The sequence below is a fragment of the Neobacillus niacini genome, from assembly GCF_023715785.1.
Taxonomy (GTDB): Bacteria; Bacillota; Bacilli; order Bacillales; family Cytobacillaceae; genus Neobacillus; species Neobacillus niacini_E.
The window spans coordinates 174,228-201,113 of record NZ_JAMBOX010000010.1; the positions used below are offsets into that span (position 1 = coordinate 174,228).

A 26,886-nucleotide genomic window follows, 5' to 3' on the forward strand; every position below is an offset into this window, starting at 1 on the left:
GGTAATTCGGTTAGTGGTTTTCTATTAGACATTTTTTCGCCAGAACTGGGTATTTTGTCTTTTAGGAGGCTTCTATTAGACACTTTTGTACCCTTAAGCGTCTATTTTGTCTTTTAGAGGCCTTCTATTAGACACTTTGCCTCTCATAACTGCAATTTTGTCTTATATAAACTGGTGAAAGACATTTCCCACCTCCCCCCGCTCAATTTTGTCCTTCATAAACAAAAAACCCCTCCCCACAATAGTGAGAAGAGGTTATTCGCATATAATTAATACAATTCAGATGTTGTTTTAGCTTGCATATGCAGCAATAGATAGTCTGGGCCGCCGGCTTTGGAGTCGGTTCCGGACATATTGAAGCCGCCGAATGGCTGGTAGCCGACGATGGCACCGGTACAACCGCGGTTAAAGTATAGGTTTCCGACATGGAAGTCTTCACGGGCCTGCTCCATATGTGCGCGGTTGGAAGTAATAACGGCACCAGTTAGGCCGTACTCAGTATTGTTGGCAATTTCAATGGCTTCGTCAAAGTTCTTCGCTTTCGTAAAGCCAACTACAGGACCAAAGATCTCTTCCTGCATGATGCGGGCTTTCGGATCAAGGTCGGCAAAAATGGTCGGCTTGATGAAGTAGCCTTTAGAATTATCGCCTTCGCCGCCGGTCATTAATTTGCCTTCGCCTTTGCCGATTTCAATGTATTCCATAATTTTCTTGAATGCATTGTTGTCGTTAACCGGACCCATGAAGGTACCTTGCTCGGTTGGATCACCGACAGTCAATTGGTTTGTCAGCTCGACACAACGGTTCAACACTTGATCATACACATCTTCAACGATGACAGCCCGTGAGCAGGCTGAACATTTTTGTCCGGAGAACCCAAATGCTGAGGCAACAATCGATTGGGCTGCCAATTCAAGGTCTGCCTCGGAATCTACAACAATTGTATCTTTACCGCCCATTTCCGCAATCAGACGCTTCATCCAGATTTGACCCGGATTAATTTTTGAAGAACGTTCAAAAATACGAAGTCCGACATCGCGTGAACCAGTGAAGCTAATGAAACGAGTATCCTTATGGTCAACTAAGTAATCGCCCACTTCGGCACCGCTGCCAGGAACAAAGTTCAATACGCCTTTAGGAAGGCCTGCTTCTTCCATTACCTCAACAAACTTTGCCGCAATAATTGGCGTTGTCGAAGCCGGTTTTAATAAAACTGTATTACCAGAAACAATCGCAGCCACTGTCGTTCCGGCCATGATGGCAAATGCGAAATTCCATGGTGAAATGATGATTCCCACCCCAAGTGGGATATAATGATAACGGTTGTATTCGTTAGGACGGCTGTTTACGGGTACGCCATCCTTAAGCTTAAGCATTTGGCGTCCATAATACTCAAGGAAGTCGATTCCTTCTGCAGTGTCGGCATCCGCTTCATTCCACGGCTTGCCTGCTTCTTTTGTTAAAAGCGCGGAAAATTCATGCTTACGGCGGCGGATGATGGCGGCTGCTTTAAACAGCACATCGGCGCGAACCTCTGGCTTCGTCTTTTTCCAAGTTTTGAATGCCTCAACAGCAGCTTCCATTGCTTTTTCGGCAAGTTCTTGATTGGCCTTGGAAACACGGCCGACTACTTCTTCTTTATTGGCTGGGTTATAGGATACGATTTTTTCATCAGTAGTAATTTTTTCGCCGCCAATGACAAGTGGATAATCCTGTCCCAAATAACCTTCGACCGTTTTTAATCCTTGAAGATAGGCCTGGCGGTTTTCTTCAATCGAAAAATCTGTAAATGGTTCATGCTTGTAAGGTTGTACCATTACGTTACCCCTCCTACGTTATGTATTAAAACGTTTACATCAAATCTATTCTACATGATTCATTTCTTTGTATCAAATGATTAATAACTACTGGATGGCGGGAATCTAGTATGGAAGAACACTCTCAGTTTCTCTCGAAAGGGTGTAAATGAGCAAAAAAAGACCCGGCGACTTGGCCGGATCTACTGGTATATATGAACAAATGGTTCATTTTCATTGGCTTTGCGGACGATGAGCGCCTCGGGGCCGTCAACCGATGTGACCGTCACCGATACAGTAATGTATTCCGGGAAATGCTCCATGACTAGACCGGTCACGTATTGCGTAAAGCCAATGCCTTCCGTTTTTCCGTAAAATTGAATCGGAATCGTGATGTTTAATTCTTGAAGCTGATCCCCGGTATAGAATGCCCTCCCGATAACCCCATTAAAGTTTGGAAAGTATTCTTCAACATCCTGCTTAAAGTTTAAAAAGGCGATGGTATCATCTCGATGTGCCTCCTGGGCAGCCGTTGACGGGAACAAATAATATTTTTCATCGATTTTTTCCCAGCCGTTTAAGCTGGAGCTTCCTTTATTAACCGTTGTATAGGCGAAAAAGTTGCCGGGAACAACAGAGGTTTTTGCCGCCTGGCCAAATAAAGCGATGGTGATGGGGATGTCCCCCAGCCCTTTCGTGGCCCGAATCCGCTTGACCACATCTTCAGCGATTCTTTTGCCTTCCCGCTCCATATCAGGGAAGTCAACCTTCATTTCTTTTTCAATCGTTCCGCCGTCCACATGAACCTTGTAATAATAAACCGAGTTTAAGGCAAGACCAATTGTCATTCCAGCAAGGGAGACATTCCCATTTTCATCCTTCGATAAATAATCGTGTTCCAATATATGGGCCAAATAGATTGGACTGCTCGGATCGGCCTCTGTGCCCGTATTCACTGGATTTAATCCAATATTGTCCTCCGGTTTCACTTTGCCCGCCGCCGCTTGCTCCTCGGTATATTGCCGGTTCAGCCATTGCCTAATCGTTTTTGCCTTGATTTCCTGGCCTTCACGGAAATAATATTTTTCGGTATCAAAGCTGTTTTGGGCAATTCTCATTAAGCCCGTTTCAAATTCGTTTAGGTCGTACCGTGTATTAATGTTATTGACGACCAGCCCGCGAGCTTCCCCCGGCTCAAATGGCAGGATGGTCCGGTAATACTTATCTGAAATATTATACTTCGGAATAATCGCCTTCCCTTTATCCTTCTCCTTTGTCTGAACCACTTCATTTTGCTTTCCAAAATTCGGTGCGCAGGCACTTAGCAAAAGAACTAGGGAGAAGACAACTAATGAGAACTTTCTCACGTCGTTTGTTCCACCTTTGCTACTTATTTAATTCTTCAAGAAGCCTAGCCTCATCCCAAATTTCGATTCCGAGTTCCTGGGCCTTTGTCAGCTTGGAACCTGCATCCTCCCCAGCAACGACAAGATGGGTTTTTTTGCTGACGCTTCCGGCCACATTGCCTCCGAGCGCTTCGATTTTTTCCTTTGCTTCGTTTCGCGACAATTGCTCAAGCTTGCCGGTCAACACGACCGTTTTTCCGGCAAAAATCGAATCAGACTCTTCGGCTGAAACTGGTTTTGCTCCTTTATAGTCCATGTTCACCCCAAAAGAAGCCAACTCTTGCAACAGTTCCTGGGCTTCTTCCTGCTCGAAAAAGCTGACGATCGAATCGGCCATTTTATCGCCTATTTCATTGATTGCCACCAGCTCTTCCTTAGAAGCAGAAGCGAGCTTCTCCATAGAACCGAAGTTTTGCGCCAAGGTTTTGGCCGCTTTAGCCCCAACATGGCGTATTCCCAAACCGAAAAGCAGTTTTTCCAACGAATTTCCCTTGGATGCCTCAATGGCATGCAAAAGATTGTTAACCGATTTTTCACCCATACGTTCAAGCGCCAGCAGCTGTTCACGGGTTAGCTTATAAAGATCGGCTACATCGCTGATTAACTTTTCGGCAAATAACTGGCTGATGACCTTCTCGCCAAGCCCTTCAATATTCATTGCATCACGTGAGACAAAATGAATTAAACCTTCGCGAATTTGTGCCGGGCATTTTGGATTGATACAGCGTAAGGCCACTTCCCCATCAAGGCGGACGAGCTCGCTTTCACATTCAGGGCAGTGCGTCGGCATATGGAAATCCACTTCTTCTCCTGTACGCTGGTCGGTCAAAACATTAACCACTTCCGGTATGATATCACCGGCTTTTTTTATAACAACCTTATCGCCAATTTTGATATCCTTTTCACGGATTAGGTCCTCATTGTGCAACGATGCACGCCCAACTGTTGTCCCGGCAACCTTTACCGGCTCTAAGATAGCCGTTGGTGTCACCACACCTGTCCGGCCGACACTTAGGTCGATCTCCTTAAGAGTCGTTACCACCTCTTCGGCCGGGAACTTGTATGCAATAGCCCAGCGCGGGCTTTTAGCCGTTGTTCCTAGCTCGGCCTGATGCGAGAACGAATCGACTTTTATAACAATCCCGTCAATTTCGTAGGGGAGATGCGGACGTTTTTCGACCCAGCCATTGATGTATTCCATTACCTCATCAATGGTCGCGCATTTTCTTCGCTCTTTATTCGTTTTGAAGCCAAGACGGTCCAGGTAATCAAGACCTTCACTGTGGGAATCGACCCTGATTGCTTCAGGATTTCCAATTGCGTATAAAAAGGTATCCAGTTTCCTGGAGGCTGCGATTTTAGGGTCCAACTGTCGAAGTGATCCGGCAGCGGCATTCCTTGGGTTGGCAAACAGCTCCTCACCGCGTTCCTTTCTTGCTGCGTTTAATGCCTCAAATGAGCGTTTCGGCATAAACGCTTCACCGCGAACCTCAAGTGAAATGGGTTCCGTTAATCTGAGCGGCACTGATTTAATCGTTTTTAAATTTTCCGTTATATCCTCGCCAATAGTTCCATCACCACGGGTCGCTCCCTGGGCAAACAAGCCGTCTTCATAGCGCAGCGAAACGGCAAGGCCGTCAATCTTCAATTCGGCTACATAGGAAAAATCATTCCCTACAGCTTGGCGGATGCGGCGGTCAAAATCCTTCAGGTCCTGCTCGTTAAAAGCGTTGCCCAAACTTAACATTGGTGTCCGGTGTTCCACCTTTTCAAACATATCAAGCACGGTCCCGCCGATACGGACAGTCGGCGAATCAGGTGATTTTAACGCCGGGAATGTTTCCTCAAGCCCAATGAGTTCCTGCATCAACCGGTCATACTCCGCATCCGGGACCGTTGGTTGATCGAGAACATAATATTCATGGCCATATTGATTCAACAGGCTTCTTAATTCATTGATTTTTTGTTGTGCAGATTGAAGGTCCATATATTCAGTCCTCTCTGTTATTCCGTTTCTATTATGACTGAACTCTTGCAGTTAAACTTTCTTGATTGGTGCAAATTTGGCCAGCAGGCGCTTAATCCCGGTCGGACTTGGAAAGGCAATATCCAGTTCGATGCCTTCGCCCTGACCCTTAACGCTGACAACGGTTCCCACGCCCCATTTACCATGTTCGGCTTTATCTCCAACCTTCCAGGCAATATCGTCTCCTCCTGAAGCTGTTGGAACAGGGCGCATGACCGGCTTTCTCGGTGCTGTCTGCGAACCAAATGAACTTCTTTGCGCCCCGAATGATGAACCTGCACTTCCGGATGCAGCCCCGAAAGATGAGCCGGAACCGCCAAAGCCTCTGGAACCAAACGGTGAATTCTTTCGCTCCGGTTCCATGTCTTCAATCAGTTCTTCCGGAATTTCTTTGATAAATCTTGAGGCCGGATTCATGTTAGTGCGGCCGAATAATGTTCTCATTTGGGCATTGGTTATAATCAAGTTTTCCTCGGCGCGGGTAATTCCCACGTATGCCAAGCGGCGTTCCTCTTCCATTTCCGCCTCTTCCATCAGCGAGCGGCTATGCGGGAACACGCCTTCTTCCATCCCAATCAGGAATACAATCGGAAACTCCAGCCCTTTGGCCGAGTGAAGGGTCATCAAGGTCACGGCATCAGCCTTCTCTTCATCATCCTCCAGTGAATCAATGTCGGCTACCAGAGCCAGGTCGGTCAAGAAGCCGACAAGAGTCTTGTCTTCACCTGTCTCTTCAAAGTTTTTCGTTACCGACAGCAATTCCTCAAGGTTTTCCAGGCGGCTTTGTGCCTCCAGCGATTTCTCCGCCTCAAGCATTTCGCGGTAGCCTGTCTTATCAAGAATTTCTTCCACTAATTCAGTAACAGACAAAAATTCTTGCATTTGGGTGTAGTTTTTAATCAGAGCATGGAACTCTTTTGCCGCTTTGGTAATTTTCGGGCTAAGCCCAATCAGGTCAACCGATGCTAGGGCCTGGTACAACGAGATATCATGCATTTCCGCGAAATCGGCAATTTTATCAAGCGAAGTGGAGCCGATACCGCGCTTTGGCACGTTGATGACCCGCTGCAGGCTAATATCATCATCCGGATTGGACACAAGGCGCAAATAAGCGAGCATGTCCTTGATTTCTTTTCGGTCATAGAACTTTGTGCCTCCGACAATCGCGTAGCCAATATTGGATTTGAGCAGCACTTCCTCCATGACACGGGACTGGGCGTTGGTCCGGTAAAGAATCGCCACATCAGACAGCTTATACTTTCCGTCACGAGTCAGTTCCTTAATTTTTCCAACAACAAATTGCGCTTCGCCCTGCTCACTGTCGGCACGGTAGTAGCTAATTTTGTTGCCTTCTGGATTTTCCGTCCACAGGTTTTTCGGTTTACGGTTAAAATTGTTTTCAATCACTTTGTTCGCCGCCAACAGGATTCGTTTCGTCGAGCGGTAGTTTTGCTCTAATAGAATTACCTGTGCGTTAGGATAATCCTTTTCAAACGATAGGATATTGGCAATGTCCGCGCCGCGCCAGCGGTAGATCGACTGGTCGGAATCACCGACAACGCAAAGATTTCTAAACCGATTGGCCAGTTGCTTTACGAGCAAATACTGGGCTTTGTTTGTATCCTGATACTCATCGACATGGATGTATTGGAACTTGTGTTGGTAACGTTCCAGCACTTCCGGCACCCGATGGAACAATTGGATCGTTATCATAATCAGGTCGTCGAAGTCGAGAGCCTGATTTTTCCGCAGGCGTTTTTGGTACTCTTCATACACCTCTCCAACAACATCTTCGTAATAACCACCGGTTGTTTTGGTATATTCCTCGGGTGTGATCAGTTCATTTTTAGCGGAGCTGATCGAGCCTAAAATCGCTCTTGGGTCAAACTTCTTCGGATCAATATTCTTATCTTTTAATATTCCTTTGATGACCGATTGCTGGTCACCTGAATCAAGTATTGTAAAATTGCGGTTGTAGCCAATCCGGTCAATATCGCGTCTTAATATTCTTACGCACATTGAGTGAAAGGTGGAAATCCAAACCTCATCAGCCGTTCCGCCCATCATCTTCGCAATTCTTTCCCTCATCTCGCGGGCTGCTTTATTGGTAAAGGTAATCGCTAAAATATTATAGGGATTTACCCGTTTTTCCACGATTAAATAACCAATTCGATGCGTTAACACCCGCGTCTTGCCAGAACCCGCACCAGCCATGATTAATAACGGACCGTCCGTTGCTTTCACCGCTCGCTGCTGCTCAGGGTTCAAACCATTCAGCAACTTATCTGTTAAATATTGCAAAACTTTTCACCACCAAATACAAACATTTGTTCTTACTTTTATTGTAACGTTACTTCCGCTCTTCCGCAATGTTTAGCGGACACTTTTCACTGTTTTTAAAGCTTCGTTGAAATGATCGTAGATGGCGTTGCCAACCACAATCACGTCTGCATGCTTGGCCATTTCCGCGGCCTGTTCGAACGTGGATATGCCGCCGCCATAAAACAGGGTCGTGTGTTCAAGCGTCTTTTTTACCTCGGAAACGACTCTTGGGTCGCCATAAGTTCCGCTATATTCCAAATAGAAGATAGGGAGATGGAACATTTTTTCCGCCATCATTGCATAGCCATTAATATCCTCAAGTGATAGGTTGGCCGTGGCAGAGGTCAGTTTGGCCGCCTTGCAGTCCCCGTTCAGGATGCAATAGCCTTCCATCACAATTTCTTCCCAATCCATGATTTCGCCAAACTCCTTCACCGCCTGATGATGAAGGCCGGTAATCCATTTGGGGTCTGTGCTGTTTAATACCGTCGGGATAAAATATAAATCAAACCCGGGAGTTACGGTCTCGATGCTGGATACCTCCAGGACACATGGGACCGTAAAGCGGCGGACCCTTGCCATTAAATCAAGGACACTCTCAAGGGTCACCCCGTCAGTTCCCCCAACGATGACCGCATCCGTGCCTGATTCACAAATCTGTTCCAGCTGTTCATCCGATATTTCTTTATTTGGGTCGAGTTTAAACACATGGCGCCACTCGCGAAAATCGTACATTACAGGTGCCTCCCAATTTCTCATTCCATTACACCATTATAGCATTAGGGGATTATATGCAAAACACATATGGCGTTACATCCATCATTTACTATGAAGAATAATACAGAGAACCAGTCCTTGCCAATAAAGGAGGTGTGAGCAGAGCCCCACCAATTTGATTTTAAGCTTAAAATTGTATATTCCGCTATACCTGTTTGGCCGAAAGCCCTTTGCGGCGCTCCGCCCCTTTACTACATAACAAAACAATGAAACTAGATTATGGAAAATAAAAAACCGAAGAAGGGTCTCTTCGGCTTGATTCATTATTCTTCCGTTTTCACGTCATCTTCCTTAATTCGCTCGAGCACCATCTCGTACGTATCGTTGCCGAAATTCAGGCAGCGCTTGACACGGGAAATTGTGGCCGTGCTGGCCCCTGTTTCCGCCTCAATTTTATGATACGTATTTCCGTCACGAAGCATTCTCGCCACGTCCAAGCGCTGGGCCAGTGCCTGGATTTCATTAATCGTACATAAATCGTCGAAAAACCGGTAGCATTCTTCGAGATCCTTTAAAGAAAGAACCGCTTGAAATAATTGATCGAGTTCTTTGCCTCGCAGTTTATTTATTTGCATCTGCTTTTCCCCTTTATTTAAAAATTATCACTGAGCTTCAAACGAAACACTTTGTGTGATTCCTGGCTTGGTTGGCAGGACATTGACCCAGGTTTGTCCCGGCACGAGCGGTACCTCGGCGCCATCCTTCACTGGCACAATTCGGCCATTCCGATTCTCCCAGGTCACTTCGTTCATTCTGCCCATTTGCAGCAAGTACCCTTTTCCGCCTGACTTTAAATCGACGTTGAGATGGCCAACCTCATCATACACCTGATGGGGTGCTTCAATAATGAATATATTGGCTAACAGCACAGGCTCATTGGTTTCCAAGTCAACGGTTTGATCGCCGCCCGAAAACCGCTTATACTTGCCAGACGCAGCATCAAACTCGTAAATGGAATTAGAAATCCCGCCCTTAGAGTAGGAAACCATCGCCGACATTGCCTCGGTGCCAGTAATGTTCCCTTTTTCCTCTTCCTTCATGAACGTAAAGCTTGGCGGAGTTTGATCCATGGAATAGTGCTTCTGCTCAACACCTTTTAAAATATTCTCATACGTAATATAGGAATTGTGCGGCGCTTTTCTGTCACTGGAGCGCTTAAATAATGTACCATCATAAACCATTCCGTTTAAATTGTCGACATAGTTGCTCTCCAGCAGTTTTCTTGCCTCCTCACTATATCCATGCGCGATATAAAGGGCATCCAGCCCTTTGGCCAAATCGATATAGTAGGCACGTGAACTCCGGACCGGACCGATATTTCCGGGCTTTTGGCTTTGGAAAACGGCGAGGAAACGGGTCATATCTCCTTCGGCAATCAATTCATACACGATGTCCGCCTTGCTGATGCCCGACTGAGGTCTTGCCTTTGGATGATTATTGATCATCACCGCAACGGCCCTGCCATCAATTTGTGCTTCTGACTTAACCCCTGTCAGTGGAAAATAATAAGCGACTTCTTGTTTCTGCTCTTCCTTTTCCACTACTTTATCAACCACTTTTTCTTTCTCTTTTGGTTTTGTTGACGTCTCTTTATTGTTGTTGCATCCTGAGAGGAGCAGCAAGACGGCAGCTGCGGCAACAGCCCATTTATTCATCCAATTAACACCCCTGTTTTGTAAAGCCTGCAACTTTCACACTTTAACTCTTTAATTTAATTATAGTTTAACGCATTATTGAAGGAAAGAGTACAGTTTTATTCATGACATCGTACATTCCCTGCTGAGTAATCCGGATATAAGGCAAATGAGTAGCAGAGAAGAATAACAGACTATAAATCGGATCGGAAAACGCATAGCCCCGCTTTTTCAATTCTGCAAACAGCTGTTTTTCTTGTATCATTAAGTCTTCAATCGGCAAATCTGACATAATGCCGGATAACACCAGCGGCAGCTCGCACACAACTGTTCCGTTCTCCACTATTACGATACCCCCGCCCAATTCTTTCATTCTATTAAAAGCGTGAAGCATATCCTGTTTATTTTTCCCGATTAAAATAATATCCCCTGTATTGGAAAAAGAACTAGCCAGTGCAGACAGGTTATTCGCGAAGCCTTTTAGCAGCGTGTTAATCCGCCATTTTCCTTTCCGGTCAATCAAGGTAAAGAAGCATTCATCGTGTTCCGTCGAAAGCTGGTCGCCGGAAACGTCAATGGAAATCGAATAAGGTTTCGTAATAACCGAATTCTCCATTTTAATGCCAAACGGCATGGAAAACTGCAGGTCATCATGCGACAGTTCCCAATCTAGCACCATTGGCTTTAAGCCATATTGCGGCCATTCAACCGCCTGATAGGCACCAACCACTTTTTCCCCGTCACGCTTCACCCATTTTCCTTTGGCAAGCACGGAAACTGGAGTTGGATTTTCAATGCTTTCAAGGAAATTGATATTGGCGACCCGGCCAGTGGCAATATTGCCAAGCAGGTGGTCGATATTGTAGTATCTAGCAATATTGACCGTAGCCATGTTGTAGGCATCAATCGTTGGGACCCCTTTTTCAATGGCAATCCGAATCATATGGTCGGTAATCCCTTGCTCATAAAAAGCGGAGGATGAACCGTCTGTGTTTAATATTAATCTATCATAGGCTTCAATGCCAAGCCGCTTCATGTCATCGAGGATGTCAGGCAAATCGGGACGAATGGACGAGTACCTCAGCGATACCATATACCCCTGCATCAGTCGTCTGTACACCTCTTCGCCGGTCATTGCCTCATGGTCGCAATCGGCTCCGAGCAGCATCATTTTCGCCAGCGTTTTTTCGGAAGCACCGGGAAAATGTCCTTCGATTTTCTTGTGCATCCGCTTTGCTTCCTGAATCCAATGCAGCATCATATCGTCGCCGTCAAGCAGCTTCGGCCATCCGGTAAGCTCCCCGCCCTGAAGGACGGCATCATGCTCAAGCCATGATTTAATATTACTATGTGAAAATTTTTCCTCTTCATGCAAAATTTCCGTTTGCGAATCAAATCTGCTCCACCAATACATCGTAGTTGGGCATGCGCCTAATTCCCGCAACAATGAAAACGCTTCCCGTTTTTTTAAATTTAAAACAAACGCCATGTTGTCGTTAATTAACGTCGTTGTGCCAAACTGGGATGCATAGGCAGCGAGTGTTTGGGGATTATATAATTGAAACGGGTGAGCATGCGGCTCAATGTAACCTGGGACTAAAATTTGGTCCGTACAGTCAATGATTTCACAGTTCTCTTGCTTGGCCGGCAAATTATTGCCAACATAAACAATCCGGTCATCATAAATCCAAATATTGGCCCGCATCCACTTGCGGAAAGTTTGGTTTAAATATAAGGCATTTTTAAGCAGTATGGTGGGAGCTGTGGTCCCATCCAATACGGATACATGCGTTCGCAAATGTTTGTTTTTCCAGCGGTAACGTTGCTCCAGCATACAAATCCCTCCCTGATGTGACATATCTATTTATAAAAAAAGCTTGATATTCTTAAAAAAGAAAACCCTTACATTTTTTCTATTGTTATTATACTATCATATTTTGCATTTTAAAGCAGTAAAGAATTGATAAATATTGTAAAAAAAATGTGAAGGAGTGAACAAAATGAAAGTGAAGCAGAATATTGGGATTTTAAACGCGTTGATCCGTATCACCATTGGACTGACCCTGCTGTCTTGGTGCACCGCCAAACTGGTGAAGCAGCCATGGCGCGATTCCTACCTATTTGTTGCCCTGTGTGCGGCAATGAAGGTGGCCGAGGGGATCGTCCGCTACTGCCCGATGACGGCGCTTTTTGAGAAGTACCAGGACATGTATGCTGCTGACAATGGGGCTGGCGGCGGTTTGGACAGGGCTGATGCGTCCGCTGATGATTCGATGGATGGGATAGAAGGCCTGATGGGGGATGCGATGCCATATAATCCGTCCTAAAAAAAATTATAATCAAAAGGGCTGCCGTCATACCGGCAGCCCTTGAAAGGAAGCTGATTTCAATGTTTTGGGAATGGATTACCCATACCTCATTTGTGATTATTGTATTAATTGGCAGCATTGTTGCCCTTATTTATGCTTTTATGCGCCGGAAAGGGCGCGCAAGGTAGATTTGCTAGACAACAGGCGCGATTGCCTTTGCCCCGATGTCTTTTCGGTAAAAAACACCGTCGCACGTTAACTTTTCCAGCTCGTGATATACTTTGTCCTGCGCTTCATGCAGGCTGTCCGCCTTCGAGCCGACCAACAATACCCTGCCGCCCGCTGTGATATATTCATCAGCGGTATTTTTGGCTGTTCCGGCATGAAACACATAGGCATGCTCCGTCAGTTCCGCTAAACCGTGTAATACCGCACCCTTTTCATAAGCTTCAGGATAACCGTTCGAAGCGACCACCACACCGACCATGGCCTGTGAATCCCACTCCAGCACCGGTGCACCACCATTCAACAAATCCAATATGGTTCCAACAAGGTCCGACTTTAACCTTGGTAAAATAACTTGGGTTTCCGGGTCGCCGAACCGCGCGTTGAACTCAATCACCTTTGGACCTTCCACCGTGTTAATCAACCCGGCATATAACACGCCACAGAAGCTGCGTCCTTCTTGTACCAATGCTTTTGCTGCAGGTAAGAGAATGGTATCAATGGCGGTTTGAACTGTTTCTGAATCAATTTGCGGAACCGGGGAATAAGCACCCATTCCGCCGGTATTTGGCCCTTGATCCCCGTCGAATGCTCGTTTATGGTCCTGGGCAATTTCAAGCGGTACGACCACTTCGCCATTGACCAACGCCATCAGCGAGAATTCTTCCCCGCTTAAAAATTCCTCTATGACTACCCTTGATGACGCCGCACCGAACTTTTCATTCACGAGCATCTCCTTGAGGCTTTCGAGCGCCTCCTCTTTCGTCATCGCGACGGTGACGCCTTTGCCCGCGGCCAAACCATCGGCCTTAATGACAATCGGCGCACCCTTGTCTTCGACATATTGCCGCGCTTCCTCATATGTGGTAAACACCGCATAATCGGCGGTCGGAATCTGATATTTTTGCATTAATTCTTTGGCAAAAGACTTGCTGCCTTCGATCTCGGCGGCAGCTTTTTTCGGCCCAAATACCTTTAAACCGGCTTCCGCAAACGTATCGGCCAGCCCTTCCAACAGCGGAACTTCTGGGCCAATAATGGTTAAACCAATTCCTTCTTCTACTGCAAATTTCAGCAAGCGTTCATGTTCCGACTCATTGATGCTGATGAGTTCCGCAACATCGGTCATGCCGAAATTCCCTGGGGCGACAAACACCTTTTCCACTATCGGACTTTCGCTGACCTTTCGACAGATAGCATGCTCCCTGCCGCCACGGCCAATTACTAATACCTTCATCATTCAGCAATGCACCCCCGCTTAATGTTTGAAATGTCTTACTCCGGTAAACACCATGGCAATTCCGTATTCATCGGCTTTCTTAATCGAATCGGCATCGCGAATTGAGCCTCCAGGCTGGATAATCGCGGTGATTCCCGCTTTTGCCGCTGCTTCGACGGTATCATCCATCGGGAAGAAGGCATCGGATGCAAGGGCCGCCCCTTCTGCCTGTTTACCCGCTTGCTTCAGAGCAATTTCCGCAGCGCCGACGCGGTTCATCTGCCCAGCGCCAATGCCAAGCGTCATGTCTTCGTCAGAGACGACAATCGCATTCGATTTCACATGCTTAACAACCTTCCAGCCCAACTTTAACGCAGCCCACTCAGCTTCGGTCGGCTGTCTTTTCGTCGGAATCGTGATTTCGGCCTCTTCCAGGCTGTATCGATCCTGATCCTGAACAAGCAGCCCGCCTTCAATCGTGGTCATTTTCCGTTCTGACTTACTGCCTTGATCAAATGGAATCGTCAATAATCGCAGATTCTTTTTCGCCGTTAAAACTTCCAATGCTTCTTCCGAGAACGAAGGTGCGATGATAATTTCAAGAAAAATTTCATGAAGCTTCCGTGCCGTGTTTCCATCGACTTCACGGTTAAAAGCAATAATTCCGCCAAAAATGGAAACGGGATCGGCGGCAAAGGCCTTTTCAAATGCGTCAAAAACATTTTTGCCGGTACCGACTCCACAAGGGTTCATATGCTTAACGGCAACGGCTGCCGGTTCCGCGAATTCCTTTACAATCTGCAATGCCGCATCGGCATCATTAATGTTATTGTAAGATAGCTCTTTGCCATGCAGCTGGTCCGCATAGGCAATTGAGAAATTCGAACCGAGGGGCTTTTTATAAAATGCGGCCTGCTGATGCGGATTTTCGCCATAACGCAGGTGCTGCTTCAGTTCATACGTAACAGTTAATTTTTCCGGTTGGTCTTCCTGGGCGAGGTTTGTCATATACTCTGCAATCAAAGCGTCATATGCCGCTGTATGACGAAACACCTTGGCTGCCAGCTTTCTTCTTGTTTCAAGCGTTGTTTTTCCGTCAGCCTTTAGTTCTGTCAAGACTGTCTCATAATCCGCTGGGTCAACGACCACGGTGACAGACTGATGGTTTTTCGCTGAGGCACGCAGCATGGCCGGACCGCCGATATCAATATTCTCAATCGCATCCTCAACGGTTACATCCGGTTTTTCGATCGTTTGCTGGAACGGATAAAGATTCACGCACACAACCTGAATCGGCTGTATCCCGTGCTCCTCAAGCTGTCTCTGATGATCCGCTTCCTCATGCTTTGCCAGCAAGCCACCGTGAATCAGTGGATTTAATGTCTTGACGCGGCCTTCCAAAATCTCCGGAAATCCTGTCACATCACTGACACCTAGTACAGGAACTCCTTGCTCCTGAAGGGTTTTTTTCGTTCCGCCGGTCGAGATTATTTCAAAACCAAGGCTGACGAGTTCTTTGGCAAATTCGCTAACCCCGTTTTTGTCAGATACACTAATAAGCGCGCGTTTCTTCATTTTGACGTACATCTCCCTTTGTTAACAGCATTTGCAGTATCGATGGGTATAGCTTGTGTTCCACAGCCTGAATCTTCCATTGCAGGCTTTCCCGTGTTTCATTGTCCTCTATTTTTACACGTTCACGGACAATAACCGGACCTGTATCCATGCCTTCATCCACATAATGGATGGTAACGCCGCTCCATTTAGCACCTGCAGCGAGCGCCTGGCCAATCGCGTCTTTGCCGGGAAAATCCGGCAGTAATGACGGATGAATGTTGATGATTCGCCCCTGGTACTCACTCAGCAATGTAGGGCCAATCAAGCGCATATAGCCAGCGAGCACGACAAGATCGACGTTTTTGTTTTTCAACAATAAGGCCATTTCGCTTTCATAATCCGCCTTACTCTGATAGTCTTTGGCGTTAAAGACAAACAAGGGGATTTCCGCAGCCCGGGCCCGTTCAATGACATAGGCTCCCGGATTGTCACAGACAAGCAACGAAATGTTGGCCGTAAGCTCTTGCGCCTGAATCGCATCGACAATCGCCTGAAAATTGCTGCCGCTTCCTGACGCAAAAATCGCGATATTCTTCATCGGCGGCCACCACGCCCGTTAATTTGAATGCCAGGATTGTCGGTTACAACCCCAATTTCATAGGCAGTTTCGCCTGCATGATTGAAATGGGCCAAAACATCAGCCGCTTCTTCCTTATTTACGGCAATGACCATGCCAATACCCATATTAAAAATATTATACATTTCACTATAGTCGATTTGTCCAATCTCAGAAATCAGCTTAAAAATATTAGGAATCTCCCAGTTTTTTTCAGTCAGTTCGGCGCCAAGTCCTTCAGGCAGCATCCTTGGGATGTTTTCAATAAACCCGCCGCCGGTAATATGGGCCATCCCTTTAAGGTTGAATTTTTTCAAAGCAGATAGAATCGGCTTTACATAAATTTTCGTCGGCTTTAGCAATTCCTCCCCTAACGTACAGCCAAGGGCGTCAACATACTCGATTAATGACCAATTGTTAAAAACCTTCCTCACTAATGAGTAGCCATTGCTGTGGATGCCGCTTGAGGCCAAACCAATCAATACATCGCCAGCCTTGATCGTTTCCCCTGTGATGATGTCTCGCTTCTCAACGGCGCCAACCGCAAACCCGGCAATGTCATACTCGGGTTCCCGATAAAGCCCGGGCATTTCCGCCGTTTCGCCGCCGATTAACGCACAGCCAGCCTGCTCGCAGCCATCGGCAGCCCCTTTGACAATCGCTTCAATTTTTTCTGGCAGCGCTTTGCCGCAGGCGATATAGTCGAGAAAGTAAAGCGGCTCGGCACCCTGCACGACAATATCATTGACGCACATCGCCACGGCATCAATGCCGATTGTATCGTGGCGGTCCATCATAAATGCAATTTTCAGCTTCGTGCCGACCCCATCGGTGCCTGACACCAAAACCGGTTCTTTTAAATTCAATACCGACAGGTCAAACATCCCGCCAAAGCCGCCTAGTGCGCCAAGGACGCCGGCCCTGGCCGTTTTTTGAACATGCTTTTTCATGCGCGTGACCGCTTCATAGCCTGCTTCGATATCGACTCCTGCTTGTTTGTATGCATTTGCCATTGCCGTCACCCCTTTTGGTAATAGTATTGAAGTGTATCAGGATAGATTTCTGTCGGATAATCGCCGGTAAAGCAGCCAAGGCAATACCCATTTTGCTGGCCGCCAAGCGAGGCCTCCATGCCTTCAAGGCTTAAGAACGTTAACGAATCGGCGCCAATCAACTGCCTGATTTCTTCCACTGATTTATCCGAAGCGATTAATTCTTCCTTTGATGATGTATCAATCCCGTAAAAACAAGGATTTTTAATTGGCGGTGAGCTGATCACAACATGCACTTCCGTTGCCCCTGCCTCTTTTAATAAATTTACAATTCTTTTGCTCGTCGTACCACGGACAATCGAGTCATCAACCATGATGACGCGCTTTCCTTCCACCACGCCGCGAACCGCAGACAGCTTCATCTTCACTCCTTGTTCCCGAAGCGACTGCGAAGGCTGAATAAACGTCCGGCCGACATATTTATTTTTGACTAAGCCCATTTCATATGGAATACCTGATTCTTCGGCATAGCCAATCGCCGCTGAAATACTGGAATCCGGAACACCCGTTACGACATCAGCGTCGATTGGAGCTTCAAGGGCCAATTTCTTGCCCATGTTTTTCCTGGCGGTATGGACATTGATTCCCTGAATGTTGCTGTCAGGTCTTGAAAAATAAACGTACTCCATCATGCACATCGCTTTGGTTGAGCTTACCGAAAACATCTCAGACCGAAGACCATTGTCATCAATAATCAGCAGTTCGCCCGGCTGGATATCGCGGATGTATTCCGCACCGATCACATCGAATGCGCAGGTTTCCGATGCGACAACATAGGCCTCGCCAAGACAGCCAAGCGATAGTGGCCTTAAGCCATGCGGGTCTAGTGCCACCATTAATTCTGTTTCCGTTAAAATCAAATAGGCATAGGCCCCTTTCAACATTGAAAGGGCATTTTTCACCTTATCGTTCAAGTTAGGAAACCCGCTTCTTTTGATTAGATGGGCCAACACTTCCGAGTCCGAGCTTGTTTGAAAAATGCTTCCTTGTGTCTCAAGCTGATGTTTCAGGGAATTGGCATTCACCAGATTGCCGTTATGGGCTAATGCGAGACTGCCAGTTTGCGAGTGAAACAGCAGCGGCTGGACGTTTTCATAGCCGCCCCCGCCGGCTGTCGCATAGCGGACATGGCCAATGGCCGAATTTCCGTTTAGCTCTGCCATTTTATCCGAGGTAAAAATTTCAGTGACCAGCCCTTCACCTTTAACTCCTGTAAGCGTGTTTCGATCAGAAACAACAATGCCGGTCCCTTCTTGGCCGCGGTGCTGCAGGGCATGCAGCCCGTAATACGTCAATTGGGCCGCATCCTGATGTCCCCAAACGCCAAAAATTCCGCACTCTTCATTCAAGCCTTTTATTTCAGCAAGCATGGGATCGCCCCTTTCCAGGCAGCTTTTAATTCCTCTACAGATGATTCAAGCACTTGCTGGGCTTCGGATAAAATACTAAGGGTCCCAGTATCTGTTACTGAACCAATAAGTTCAGCATCTACTAAACTTTCAAACTGTGACTGGTGTTCTTTTTTTACGGATAAGATGAAACGGGATTGCGTTTCGCTGAATAAGCTAGTGACCGGGTTTCCTGCTATCGTTACTTCCGCTCCAAGCTCACTAGCAGAAAACAAGGATTCAGCCAGCGCCACGCCAAGGCCGCCTTCTGACAGGTCATGGGCAGACTGGACCACTCCGGCGCGAATCGCTGCCAGAACTTGGTTTTGCCGTTCTTTTTCCACTTCGATGTTTAATTCTGGCGCTTTGCCAAAAATTCTTCCATTTTGCAGCTTTTGCAGCTCACTGCCGCCGAATTCAGGTTTTGTTTCACCTACGAGGTAAATCAGATCGCCCGCTTGTTTAAAATGCTGCGTGGTAACATGATCTAAATCGGTTACCAGCCCGACCATGCCGATGACCGGTGTCGGGTAAATCGCCGTACCGCTTGTTTCGTTATATAAAGAAACGTTTCCGCCGATGACTGGTGTTTCAAGAACGGTGCAAGCCTCACTGATTCCATCCGCCGCTTTTTCAATCTGCCAGAATACTTCTGGCTTATCTGGATTTCCAAAGTTGAGGTTATCCGTAATCGCCAACGGTTCCGCACCGGAGCAGACAATGTTGCGCGCTGCTTCAGCGACAGCAATTTTTCCGCCGGTTTCCGGGTCCAAGTAGACAAAGCGGGAATTGCAGTCGGTTGTCATGGCCAAGGCTTTGCGGGTGCCGCGAATCCGGACTACCGAGGCATCCGAGCCAGGTGCAACTACTGTATTGGTACGAACCGCATAGTCGTATTGCTGGTACACCCATTCCTTGCTGGCAATGGTTGGCTGGCTTAATAGTTGTACTAGCGTTTCTTTAAGGTTTTCAACTTGAGGGACTTCCTGCCCCATTCCTTGGAACTCTGCAAAGTAAGCAGGCTCTTGGGATGGCTTGTTGTAGACTGGAGCGTCCTCAGCCAAGGAATCAACAGGAACATCCGCGACCACTTCTCCGTGGTGAAGGAGGCGCAGCTTTTTATCATCGGTTACTGTGCCAATCGCGACGGCTTCTAAATCGTATTTTTCAAAAAGCTCGACGATTTCCTGTTCGCGCCCTTTTTTAACAACAATCAGCATCCGCTCTTGGGATTCAGATAACATCATTTCATAGGCGGTCATGCCGGTTTCGCGCTGCGGCACAAGATCGAGGTTCATTTCAATCCCCATGCCGGCTTTGCTGGCCATTTCCGCGGAAGAGCTCGTCAGGCCGGCTGCACCCATGTCCTGAATGCCAACCAGCGCATCTGATTGGATCAACTCAAGGCAGGCTTCGAGAAGAAGCTTTTCCATAAACGGATCGCCAACCTGGACTGCCGGGCGGTCCTTATCCGACTCCTCCGTCAATTCGACTGAGGCAAAGGTTGCGCCATGGATCCCGTCACGCCCAGTCTTCGCTCCAACATACATAACCGTATTTCCGGCACCGTGCGCCTGGCCTTTTTTAATATCTTTATGGTCGATAAGCCCCACACACATGGCATTTACGAGCGGGTTGCCTTCGTAACTTGGTTCGAATTGCACTTCGCCGCCAACAGTTGGAATGCCGATACAATTTCCGTAGCCGGCAATCCCGGCGACGACTTCTTTAAAAAGATATTTGACGCGCGGCGAATTCAACTCACCAAAACGCAGTGAGTTCAATAGGGCAATCGGTCGGGCGCCCATGGAGAAAACATCACGGATAATTCCGCCAACACCAGTTGCCGCACCTTGGTACGGTTCAATTGCCGATGGGTGGTTATGGCTTTCAATTTTAAACACGACGGCCTGGCCATCGCCGATATCAACGATACCAGCACCCTCACCGGGACCCTGGAGCACTTTCTCGCCCTTTGTTGGGAATTTTCTGAGGACGGGTTTTGAGGTTTTGTAGCTGCAATGCTCCGACCACATGACCGAGAATAAACCCGTTTCGGTATAATTGGGGGTGCGGCCAAGGATTTTTTCAACCATCGCAAATTCCTCATGAGATAATCCCATTTGCTGGTATAGTTTTTGTGTCTTGATTTGTTCCGGACTTGGCTCAAGCGTTGACAACATGTGATTCCCTCCAAGCTTTTACGATTGATTGAAAAAGTTTTAACCCGTCAGCGCTGCCTAACAGTTCGTCGACTGCCCGTTCCGGGTGCGGCATCATCCCTAGGACATTGCCCTGTTCATTGATGATCCCGGCAATGTCTTCCAGACTGCCGTTTGGATTCTGTTTATAGGAGAAAACAATTTGGTTATTGGCTTTTAACTGGGCGAGCGTCTTTTCGTCGCAATAGTAATTGCCTTCGCCATGGGCAATTGGAATGGTGATCGATTGCCCTTGCTGGTATTCGCCGGTAAACATGGTTTTGTTGTTTTCAACGATTAATTCCACCGGTTTGCAAATAAACGATAGGCTCTCGTTCCGTCTCATGGCTCCTGGCAAGAGGCCTGCCTCCAGTAGGATTTGAAATCCGTTGCAAACGCCGAGAACTGGTTTTCCTTCGTTAGCTGCTTTGATTACTTCCTTCATTACATTACTGAAGCGGGCGATTGCTCCGGTACGGAGATAGTCTCCATAGGAAAATCCGCCAGGAAGAAGGATTCCATCATACTCGTCGAGGTTGTCAGTATCGTGCCAAACATATTCCACCTCTTCGCCGAGTTCATCTTGAATCGCATGGTACATATCGACATCACAGTTGGATCCCGGAAAAACGATGACCGCAAATCTCACTGAACGACACTCTCCTCTACTTCGTATCGATAATCTTCAATAACTGGATTGGCGAGCAGCTTACTGCAAATCTCATTGATGACTTTATCGATGTCACGTTCTGATTTTTCAATTGTCAATTCCATATATTTGCCGATGCGGACATCAGCCACTTCCGGATAATTTAACGAATGGAGTGATTGGGTAACGGCCTTTCCCTGCGGGTCCAATACGCTCTCTCTTAACGTGACAAATATCTTTACTTTATACATGCTGATGGCCTCCAAGTCTTTGTAAAATAGTTTCATAGGCTTCTGTTAAACTGCCCAAATCACGGCGGAATACGTCTTTGTCGAGCTTTTCATTTGTTTGCTGATCCCACAGGCGGCAAGTGTCAGGAGAAATTTCATCTGCGAGTAAGATCTGCCCGGTTTCGTCTTTGCCAAATTCGAGTTTGAAGTCGATGAGATTGATGCCAAGCTCGTTGAAAAATCCGGTCAGGACCTCGTTAATTTGCATTGCTTTTTCTCGTAAACTACGGATTTCTTCTTTTTTTGCCAATTTTAATTCAAGGATATGGCTTTTGGTGAGGAGCGGGTCTCCCAAGTCATCATTTTTCAGGTAAAATTCGACGAGTGGTGCTGAGAGTTTTCTTCCTTCTTCGATTCCCAATCGTTTTGACAGGGAGCCGGCGGCGGTGTTGCGGACAACGACCTCAAGCGGGATGATGGTTACTTTTTTAACCAACTGCTCGGTTTCCGAGATTTTGCGGATAAAATGCGAGTCGATTCCGTGTTCTTTAAGCTTTAAAAATAGGAGACTGGTAATCTCGTTGTTGAGGCGGCCTTTGCCGATAATGTCAGCCTTTTTTTGCCCATTAAAGGCAGTGGCAGAGTCCTTGTACTGTATTAGCACTACCTGCGGGACGTCCGTTGAGTAGATACGCTTCGCTTTCCCTTCATAAAGCAGTTCATTCATCGTGTATCGCTCCTTTAGTTCCAAAATTGGGAATCTTCTTGATACAGGAGGGGCTTCCTGAACAGGTAAAGCCCCATTTTTTGATTTATAAATCGTTACCCATTCAACCCAAGTCGTTCGAAAATGGTATCGACGTGCTGGAGGTGATAGTTGTAATCAAAGCAATCGGCGATTTCTTCTGCTGACAGCAAAGAGGTAATTTTCTCTTCTGCTTCGACCAAACTGCGGAAAGGAACTTGTTTTTCCCATGCTTCCATCGCCTTCGGCTGCACCGTATCGTAAGCTTCCTCGCGGGACAGTCCCTTATCAATCAGCGCCAGCAGCACGCGCTGTGAGTAAATCAGGCCAAGCGTCCGGTCCATATTGCGCTTCATGTTTTCCGGATAGACGGTCAGATTTTTCACGATATTGCCAAAGCGATTCAACATATAATTCAAGGCGATTGTCGCATCCGGCAAAATAATCCGCTCGGCAGACGAATGCGATATGTCGCGCTCATGCCATAGCGGCACATTCTCATAAGCCGTCATCATATAGCCGCGGATGACACGCGCCATCCCCGTCATGTTCTCAGAGCCAATCGGGTTGCGCTTATGCGGCATCGCCGAAGATCCTTTTTGACCTTTTGCGAAAAACTCCTCCACTTCACGAGTTTCGCTTTTTTGCAGACCACGCACTTCCACTGCAAATTTTTCAATCGAAGTGGCAATCAAAGCAAGTGTTGACATATAGTGGGCATGACGGTCGCGCTGTAACGTTTGCGTCGAAATCGGCGCCCGTTCAAGTCCAAGTTTTTCGCATACATACTGTTCGACAAACGGGTCAATATTGGCATAGGTACCAACCGCACCGGAAATCTTGCCAAACTCAATCCCCTTGGCAGCCTGCTTGAACCGCTCAAGATTCCGTTTCATTTCCTCATACCAAAGCGCAAGCTTCAGCCCAAATGTCGTCGGTTCGGCGTGGACACCGTGGGTCCGCCCCATCATGACCGTGTACTTGTGTTCCTGAGCCTTGGCCTTCAAAATCGCGATAAAGTTCTCAAGATCCTTCAACAAAATCGCGTTAGCCTGTTTCAACACATAGGAAAGTGCCGTATCAACCACATCCGTTGATGTTAAGCCGTAATGCACCCATTTCCGTTCCTCGCCCAATGTTTCCGACACCGCACGAGTAAAGGCAACCACGTCATGTCTTGTTTCCTCTTCAATTTCTTTGATGCGGTCGATATCAAAAGAGGCATTTTCACGAAGCTTTTGAACATCCTCTTTCGGAATTTCGCCTAACTCCGCCCACGCCTCGCATGCCAAGATTTCCACTTCAAGCCAGGCTTTGAACCGGTTCTCCTCCGTCCAAATCGCGCCCATTTCCGGTCTTGTGTAACGATCAATCATTGTTTTATCCTCCGATCTTTTCTTTAACAGTGTTCCAGATGCTGCTGGACTCTATTTCAAGCAAGGCGTCACCCACGTTGTCCCTTATTAAAGTGACATGGCCCATTTTTCGCTTCACCTTAGGTTCTTTCTTTCCATATAAATGAATCTTCCAGTCTTTATTGGCCGGGATTTCTTCGTACAGTTTTTCAAGGTGCTCTCCTAATAGGTTGACCATAACGGCCGGTTTTAAAAGCTCTGTGCTACCAAGCGGCCAGTTGCAGATCGCCCGGATGTGCTGTTCGAACTGGGAAGTCTCGCAAGCCTCAATGGAGTAATGTCCGGAGTTATGCGGCCTGGGTGCCAATTCATTGATATAAATCCCGCCGTCTGCCGTGACAAACATCTCCACCGCCAGCGTCCCGACAAGTCCAAGTGCGGCGGCAATTTGCTTTGCCTCTTGAATCGCCGTGGTGCTCGTTTCTTCTGTAATCCGTGCCGGGACAATCGTCTGATGCAATATGTTTTCAACATGAATATTTTCCGCAACCGGAAAAATCGCTGTTTCCCCATCCGGCTTGCGCGTTACAATCACCGAAATTTCTTTTTCAAATGGAATCCATTTTTCCAGGACACAAGCGCCATGTTCAAGCAGTTGTTCAGCCATTGCCAAATCTGACTGACTATGAATGACTAGCTGGCCCTTCCCGTCATAACCGCCCCTGGCCGTTTTCAAAACAGCCGGAAACCCGATTACTTCTATTTTTAAAAATAAATCTTCCATGTTATAAATCTCTTCGTATGGTGCAACCTGGGCACCAGCCCGCTGGATTGCCGCCTTCTCCTTGATCCGGTCCTGGGTGATGGTCAGCAGCTCCCAGCCCTGCGGCACATAGGCCTGCTCACAAAGCCACTCCAATGTGCCGGCATCAATATTTTCAAATTCATATGTAACCACATCACTGGCAGCCGCCAATTGACGAATCGATTCGCGGTCATCGTAGGCCCCGATGACCTCAATATCAGCAACCTGGCCACATGGAGAATCAGAAACAGGCTCTAGAACGGCGATCCGAAATCCCTGCGCTTTCGCTGCCAAAGCCATCATTCTCCCCAACTGTCCACCGCCGATAATGCCAATTGTTGCTCCTGGTAAAATCGTGTTATTATTCAAGTTCATCACTGCTCTCCATTACTTCTGCTCTTGTGGCTTCACGCCTTGCTTCCAGCTTGGCAGCCAGTTGTGTATCCTCAACCGCCAAAATTTGCGCTGCCAACAGCCCGGCATTTACCGCCCCAGCCTTGCCAATCGCCACGGTGGCAACCGGAACCCCGCCTGGCATTTGGACGATTGACAACAATGAATCCAGTCCGTTTAGTGATTTGGTTTGAACTGGAACGCCAATCACCGGCAAGGTTGTTTTAGCGGCAACCATACCCGGAAGGTGTGCTGCTCCGCCGGCTCCGGCAATAATAACCTTTAACCCTCTATCTCTTGCTTCTTCCGCATATTTAAACATGAAATCGGGCGTACGATGGGCCGATACGACCTTTTTTTCAAAAGGAACTTCAAGCTGCTCAAGTACTTGGCAGGCATGCTGCATCGTTTCCCAGTCCGACTTGCTCCCCATGATCACGCCAACCAATTTATTCATTAGTCCAACCCCCTATCAATCTGCTATCCAAAAAAAATACCCGGAGCAAATGGATTCTCCCAAAAAAGAGAAAGCCATTTGTCCGGGCATGAAAAGTCACGAAAACACAAACCAAGGGGCCGCCCCTTATGTGCCGAACATATTGACTTTCCCTCATAGTCCGATAATTTACGGTTACCGGGTAGAGACTTATGGGCCATATTCCCATGGATATACGAGGGTAAGATGATCTGTCATTACCTTTCTATCTTAACAAGCCGCTATAAGTGATGTCAACCAATTAATCGAACGTTATCTCCCTATTACGATAAAATGTTCGTGTTTTACTCAACCAACCTCGCTTCAAATACGATTTGGCGCCCGACCGGCTCATAAATTGTTTCACCGCCTTGTTTTATCTCTTGAAAAATTGGCTTTTCGATACGGCGAGTCGGCGTATAGCCCGCCTGTTTTATTCTATTTAAGCATTGGTCAATACTTTCATTTTCCAAGACCTCAAATTGCATTTTCTTTTTGCTCATGAGAAAATTCCTTTCTTTCTGCTACCGTAGTTAAGAGGCTGTCAAATTGGCAGCCTCTTTTGTACTATGAAAATAATTTCCCCCGTTTTACGGATTTCACCCAAAAGCCGCCGTGAATTGATTTTGGCTCGTAAGAAATGATGAATGCTTTAGGATCGTTGGTTTTTATAATATCATACAGGCTTAGTTCAAACTTTCTCGGCGTCAAAATTTGCATCGCCATCCGGTTTCCTTCCAGACCATGCGCTTCCCAGTCGGTAACCCCAAAGCCTTTTTCTCTTAGGAGTTTAGGCAAATTTTTATCGTATTCCTTCGTAATCACATTGACAATAATATACCCAAGCGCGAGCTTTTCCTCGATTTTCATCCCGACAATCACGCCGATTCCATAACCAACCGCATAGGCAATCAGGTTTTGGATTTCATTCAGGTTATTTAACACGAGACCGAGCCCCAGCACATAAATAACCACTTCAATCATGCTCAGACACGCGGCTAGATATCGCTGTCCTTTTAACGTCAAAATCATCCTAATCGTAAAAAAAGATACATAAACAATATTGATGATTAGGATAATGGCAACCATGACAAAACTATTTTCCAGCATATGAGTACCCCCTTTTAATGATGCTTCTTCCAATTTAGCACAATATTTATGATATTACCCTTTTTGGCAAAAAATAAGACAAGTCGAATTTTTTTGGTAAATAGAAGTGGGAGGTGGTGTTTTTGGGGAATTACTTATTCAAATATGCCCTATTGGCGTAGTCAGAAGGGGAAATTCGGGGCTTTGCTGCTTCAATAAGCTGTATTGGCGTAGTTTTAGGGTGAAAATCCTGCATTCTGTTCACCCATAACACCCTAAAAAAATTATATCTGCGGTGTTTCACTATATATCTGCGATAATCCAGATATATCTGCGGTAATTTGAGTTTATCTGCGATAAATTAAATATATCCGCGATCATCCTAATATATCCGCGATGCCCCATTTTTAAAGCCAATGACCCTTTTTAAAAACGCAAAAAGACAACCATATTTCAGGTTGTCTTTCGCTGGCCCGGCAACGTCCTACTCTCACAGGGGCTTTCGCCCCAACTACCATCGGCGCTGAGAAGCTTAACTTCCGTGTTCGGGATGGGAACGGGTGTGACCTTCTCGCCATTGTTACCGGACTATTTATTTTAAAGGGTTCATTCCCTCA

The 26,886-nt window shown here is 46.8% G+C and carries 24 protein-coding genes, 1 rRNA gene and 1 riboswitch; of the genes, 2 read left to right on the forward strand and 23 right to left on the reverse strand.

The annotated features are described in order from the left end of the window. Positions 1–269: 269 nt before the first annotated feature. From pruA to M3234_RS18200, 8 genes are all read right to left on the reverse strand, one after another. On the reverse strand, positions 270–1,817 hold the full coding sequence (gene pruA / locus M3234_RS18165; protein WP_262306063.1) for an L-glutamate gamma-semialdehyde dehydrogenase: 1,548 nt from the start codon (positions 1,815–1,817) through the stop codon (positions 270–272). Between the two features lie 182 nt (positions 1,818–1,999). Further along, positions 2,000–3,163, reverse strand: coding sequence for a CamS family sex pheromone protein (locus M3234_RS18170; protein WP_262306064.1), 1,164 nt, complete (start codon positions 3,161–3,163; stop codon positions 2,000–2,002). A 19-nt stretch (positions 3,164–3,182) separates the two neighbouring features. Continuing rightward, complete coding sequence (gene ligA / locus M3234_RS18175; RefSeq protein WP_262306065.1) at positions 3,183–5,189, reverse strand: NAD-dependent DNA ligase LigA; 2,007 nt, start codon at positions 5,187–5,189, stop codon at positions 3,183–3,185. A 51-nt stretch (positions 5,190–5,240) separates the two neighbouring features. Then, entirely contained in the window at positions 5,241–7,529 is a 2,289-nt protein-coding gene (pcrA, locus tag M3234_RS18180) for a DNA helicase PcrA (RefSeq protein WP_262306066.1), read from the reverse strand. A 72-nt stretch (positions 7,530–7,601) separates the two neighbouring features. Further along, positions 7,602–8,285, reverse strand: coding sequence for a heptaprenylglyceryl phosphate synthase (gene pcrB, locus M3234_RS18185; protein WP_262306067.1), 684 nt, complete (start codon positions 8,283–8,285; stop codon positions 7,602–7,604). Positions 8,286–8,590: 305 nt separating this feature from the next. Next, positions 8,591–8,902, reverse strand: a complete 312-nt coding sequence (locus tag M3234_RS18190) for a YerC/YecD family TrpR-related protein (RefSeq protein WP_262306068.1) — start codon at positions 8,900–8,902, stop codon at positions 8,591–8,593. A gap of 27 nt (positions 8,903–8,929) precedes the next feature. Then, on the reverse strand, positions 8,930–9,982 hold the full coding sequence (locus M3234_RS18195; protein ID WP_262306069.1) for a DUF3048 domain-containing protein: 1,053 nt from the start codon (positions 9,980–9,982) through the stop codon (positions 8,930–8,932). Positions 9,983–10,049: 67 nt separating this feature from the next. Continuing rightward, positions 10,050–11,795, reverse strand: a complete 1,746-nt coding sequence (locus M3234_RS18200) for an adenine deaminase C-terminal domain-containing protein (RefSeq protein WP_262306070.1) — start codon at positions 11,793–11,795, stop codon at positions 10,050–10,052. Between the two features lie 166 nt (positions 11,796–11,961). On the opposite strand from M3234_RS18200, the gene M3234_RS18205 reads away from it, so the two are divergent. Then, positions 11,962–12,288, forward strand: coding sequence for a YgaP family membrane protein (locus tag M3234_RS18205; RefSeq protein ID WP_262306071.1), 327 nt, complete (start codon positions 11,962–11,964; stop codon positions 12,286–12,288). Positions 12,289–12,350: 62 nt separating this feature from the next. Continuing rightward, positions 12,351–12,458, forward strand: coding sequence for an EYxxD motif small membrane protein (locus tag M3234_RS29720; RefSeq protein WP_396953966.1), 108 nt, complete (start codon positions 12,351–12,353; stop codon positions 12,456–12,458). 5 nt (positions 12,459–12,463) lie between these two features. Here the strand turns inward: M3234_RS29720 and purD are convergent, their stop codons facing one another. The 15 genes from purD to rrf all read right to left on the reverse strand — a co-directional run bounded on the left by purD (position 12,464) and on the right by rrf (position 26,857). Continuing rightward, positions 12,464–13,732: a phosphoribosylamine--glycine ligase gene (gene purD / locus M3234_RS18210; protein WP_262306096.1), complete on the reverse strand. Its 1,269-nt coding sequence runs from the start codon at positions 13,730–13,732 to the stop codon at positions 12,464–12,466. A gap of 21 nt (positions 13,733–13,753) precedes the next feature. Next, a complete protein-coding gene (gene purH, locus M3234_RS18215) occupies positions 13,754–15,289 on the reverse strand; it encodes a bifunctional phosphoribosylaminoimidazolecarboxamide formyltransferase/IMP cyclohydrolase (protein WP_262306072.1) in 1,536 nt (511 codons plus the stop codon). Continuing rightward, the gene (purN, locus tag M3234_RS18220; RefSeq protein WP_262306073.1) at positions 15,267–15,869 is read right to left on the reverse strand and encodes a phosphoribosylglycinamide formyltransferase; all 603 of its coding nucleotides are present in this window, start codon (positions 15,867–15,869) and stop codon (positions 15,267–15,269) included. Before purN ends, purH begins: the two co-directional genes overlap by 23 nt. Then, on the reverse strand, positions 15,866–16,900 hold the full coding sequence (gene purM / locus M3234_RS18225) for a phosphoribosylformylglycinamidine cyclo-ligase (RefSeq protein WP_262306074.1): 1,035 nt from the start codon (positions 16,898–16,900) through the stop codon (positions 15,866–15,868). Before purM ends, purN begins: the two co-directional genes overlap by 4 nt. Before the next feature lie 5 nt (positions 16,901–16,905). Then, entirely contained in the window at positions 16,906–18,309 is a 1,404-nt protein-coding gene (gene purF / locus M3234_RS18230; protein WP_262306075.1) for an amidophosphoribosyltransferase, read from the reverse strand. Then, complete coding sequence (purL, locus tag M3234_RS18235) at positions 18,294–20,510, reverse strand: phosphoribosylformylglycinamidine synthase subunit PurL (RefSeq protein ID WP_262306076.1); 2,217 nt, start codon at positions 20,508–20,510, stop codon at positions 18,294–18,296. The genes purF and purL overlap by 16 nt, the downstream gene beginning before the upstream one ends. Next, positions 20,494–21,177 (reverse strand): phosphoribosylformylglycinamidine synthase subunit PurQ, encoded by a 684-nt coding sequence (purQ, locus tag M3234_RS18240; RefSeq protein WP_262306077.1) that lies wholly within the window; start codon positions 21,175–21,177, stop codon positions 20,494–20,496. Before purQ ends, purL begins: the two co-directional genes overlap by 17 nt. Beyond that, positions 21,174–21,428, reverse strand: coding sequence for a phosphoribosylformylglycinamidine synthase subunit PurS (gene purS / locus M3234_RS18245; protein WP_262306078.1), 255 nt, complete (start codon positions 21,426–21,428; stop codon positions 21,174–21,176). Before purS ends, purQ begins: the two co-directional genes overlap by 4 nt. Beyond that, on the reverse strand, positions 21,421–22,134 hold the full coding sequence (gene purC / locus M3234_RS18250) for a phosphoribosylaminoimidazolesuccinocarboxamide synthase (protein WP_262306079.1): 714 nt from the start codon (positions 22,132–22,134) through the stop codon (positions 21,421–21,423). Before purC ends, purS begins: the two co-directional genes overlap by 8 nt. Positions 22,135–22,229: 95 nt before the next feature. Continuing rightward, positions 22,230–23,528, reverse strand: coding sequence for an adenylosuccinate lyase (purB, locus tag M3234_RS18255; RefSeq protein ID WP_262306080.1), 1,299 nt, complete (start codon positions 23,526–23,528; stop codon positions 22,230–22,232). 4 nt (positions 23,529–23,532) lie between these two features. Continuing rightward, the gene (purK, locus tag M3234_RS18260; protein ID WP_262306081.1) at positions 23,533–24,687 is read right to left on the reverse strand and encodes a 5-(carboxyamino)imidazole ribonucleotide synthase; all 1,155 of its coding nucleotides are present in this window, start codon (positions 24,685–24,687) and stop codon (positions 23,533–23,535) included. Further along, positions 24,674–25,162, reverse strand: coding sequence for a 5-(carboxyamino)imidazole ribonucleotide mutase (gene purE / locus M3234_RS18265; protein ID WP_262306082.1), 489 nt, complete (start codon positions 25,160–25,162; stop codon positions 24,674–24,676). Before purE ends, purK begins: the two co-directional genes overlap by 14 nt. A 136-nt stretch (positions 25,163–25,298) precedes the next feature. Continuing rightward, a riboswitch (purine riboswitch) is annotated at positions 25,299–25,400 on the reverse strand. An 85-nt stretch (positions 25,401–25,485) separates the two neighbouring features. Continuing rightward, entirely contained in the window at positions 25,486–25,683 is a 198-nt protein-coding gene (locus M3234_RS18270) for an NETI motif-containing protein (protein ID WP_262306083.1), read from the reverse strand. Between the two features lie 64 nt (positions 25,684–25,747). Continuing rightward, positions 25,748–26,290: a DUF2179 domain-containing protein gene (locus M3234_RS18275; RefSeq protein ID WP_262306084.1), complete on the reverse strand. Its 543-nt coding sequence runs from the start codon at positions 26,288–26,290 to the stop codon at positions 25,748–25,750. A gap of 450 nt (positions 26,291–26,740) precedes the next feature. Further along, a 5S ribosomal RNA gene (gene rrf, locus M3234_RS18280) occupies positions 26,741–26,857 on the reverse strand. Positions 26,858–26,886: the final 29 nt, after the last annotated feature.

Coding starts and splice junctions, on each gene's coding strand:
- pruA (WP_262306063.1), bottom strand. CDS start 1,817: ATGGTACAACCTTACAAGCATGAACCATTTACAGATTTTTCGATTGAA.
- ligA (WP_262306065.1), bottom strand. CDS start 5,189: ATGGACCTTCAATCTGCACAACAAAAAATCAATGAATTAAGAAGCCTG.
- pcrB (WP_262306067.1), bottom strand. CDS start 8,285: ATGTACGATTTTCGCGAGTGGCGCCATGTGTTTAAACTCGACCCAAAT.
- M3234_RS18190 (WP_262306068.1), bottom strand. CDS start 8,902: ATGCAAATAAATAAACTGCGAGGCAAAGAACTCGATCAATTATTTCAA.
- M3234_RS18195 (WP_262306069.1), bottom strand. CDS start 9,982: ATGAATAAATGGGCTGTTGCCGCAGCTGCCGTCTTGCTGCTCCTCTCA.
- M3234_RS18200 (WP_262306070.1), bottom strand. CDS start 11,795: ATGCTGGAGCAACGTTACCGCTGGAAAAACAAACATTTGCGAACGCAT.
- M3234_RS18205 (WP_262306071.1), top strand. CDS start 11,962: ATGAAAGTGAAGCAGAATATTGGGATTTTAAACGCGTTGATCCGTATC.
- M3234_RS29720 (WP_396953966.1), top strand. CDS start 12,351: ATGTTTTGGGAATGGATTACCCATACCTCATTTGTGATTATTGTATTA.
- purD (WP_262306096.1), bottom strand. CDS start 13,732: ATGAAGGTATTAGTAATTGGCCGTGGCGGCAGGGAGCATGCTATCTGT.
- purH (WP_262306072.1), bottom strand. CDS start 15,289: ATGAAGAAACGCGCGCTTATTAGTGTATCTGACAAAAACGGGGTTAGC.
- purN (WP_262306073.1), bottom strand. CDS start 15,869: ATGAAGAATATCGCGATTTTTGCGTCAGGAAGCGGCAGCAATTTTCAG.
- purM (WP_262306074.1), bottom strand. CDS start 16,900: ATGGCAAATGCATACAAACAAGCAGGAGTCGATATCGAAGCAGGCTAT.
- purF (WP_262306075.1), bottom strand. CDS start 18,309: ATGCTTGCTGAAATAAAAGGCTTGAATGAAGAGTGCGGAATTTTTGGC.
- purL (WP_262306076.1), bottom strand. CDS start 20,510: ATGTTGTCAACGCTTGAGCCAAGTCCGGAACAAATCAAGACACAAAAA.
- purS (WP_262306078.1), bottom strand. CDS start 21,428: ATGTATAAAGTAAAGATATTTGTCACGTTAAGAGAGAGCGTATTGGAC.
- purC (WP_262306079.1), bottom strand. CDS start 22,134: ATGAATGAACTGCTTTATGAAGGGAAAGCGAAGCGTATCTACTCAACG.
- purB (WP_262306080.1), bottom strand. CDS start 23,528: ATGATTGATCGTTACACAAGACCGGAAATGGGCGCGATTTGGACGGAG.
- purK (WP_262306081.1), bottom strand. CDS start 24,687: ATGAACTTGAATAATAACACGATTTTACCAGGAGCAACAATTGGCATT.
- purE (WP_262306082.1), bottom strand. CDS start 25,162: ATGAATAAATTGGTTGGCGTGATCATGGGGAGCAAGTCGGACTGGGAA.
- M3234_RS18270 (WP_262306083.1), bottom strand. CDS start 25,683: ATGAGCAAAAAGAAAATGCAATTTGAGGTCTTGGAAAATGAAAGTATT.
- M3234_RS18275 (WP_262306084.1), bottom strand. CDS start 26,290: ATGCTGGAAAATAGTTTTGTCATGGTTGCCATTATCCTAATCATCAAT.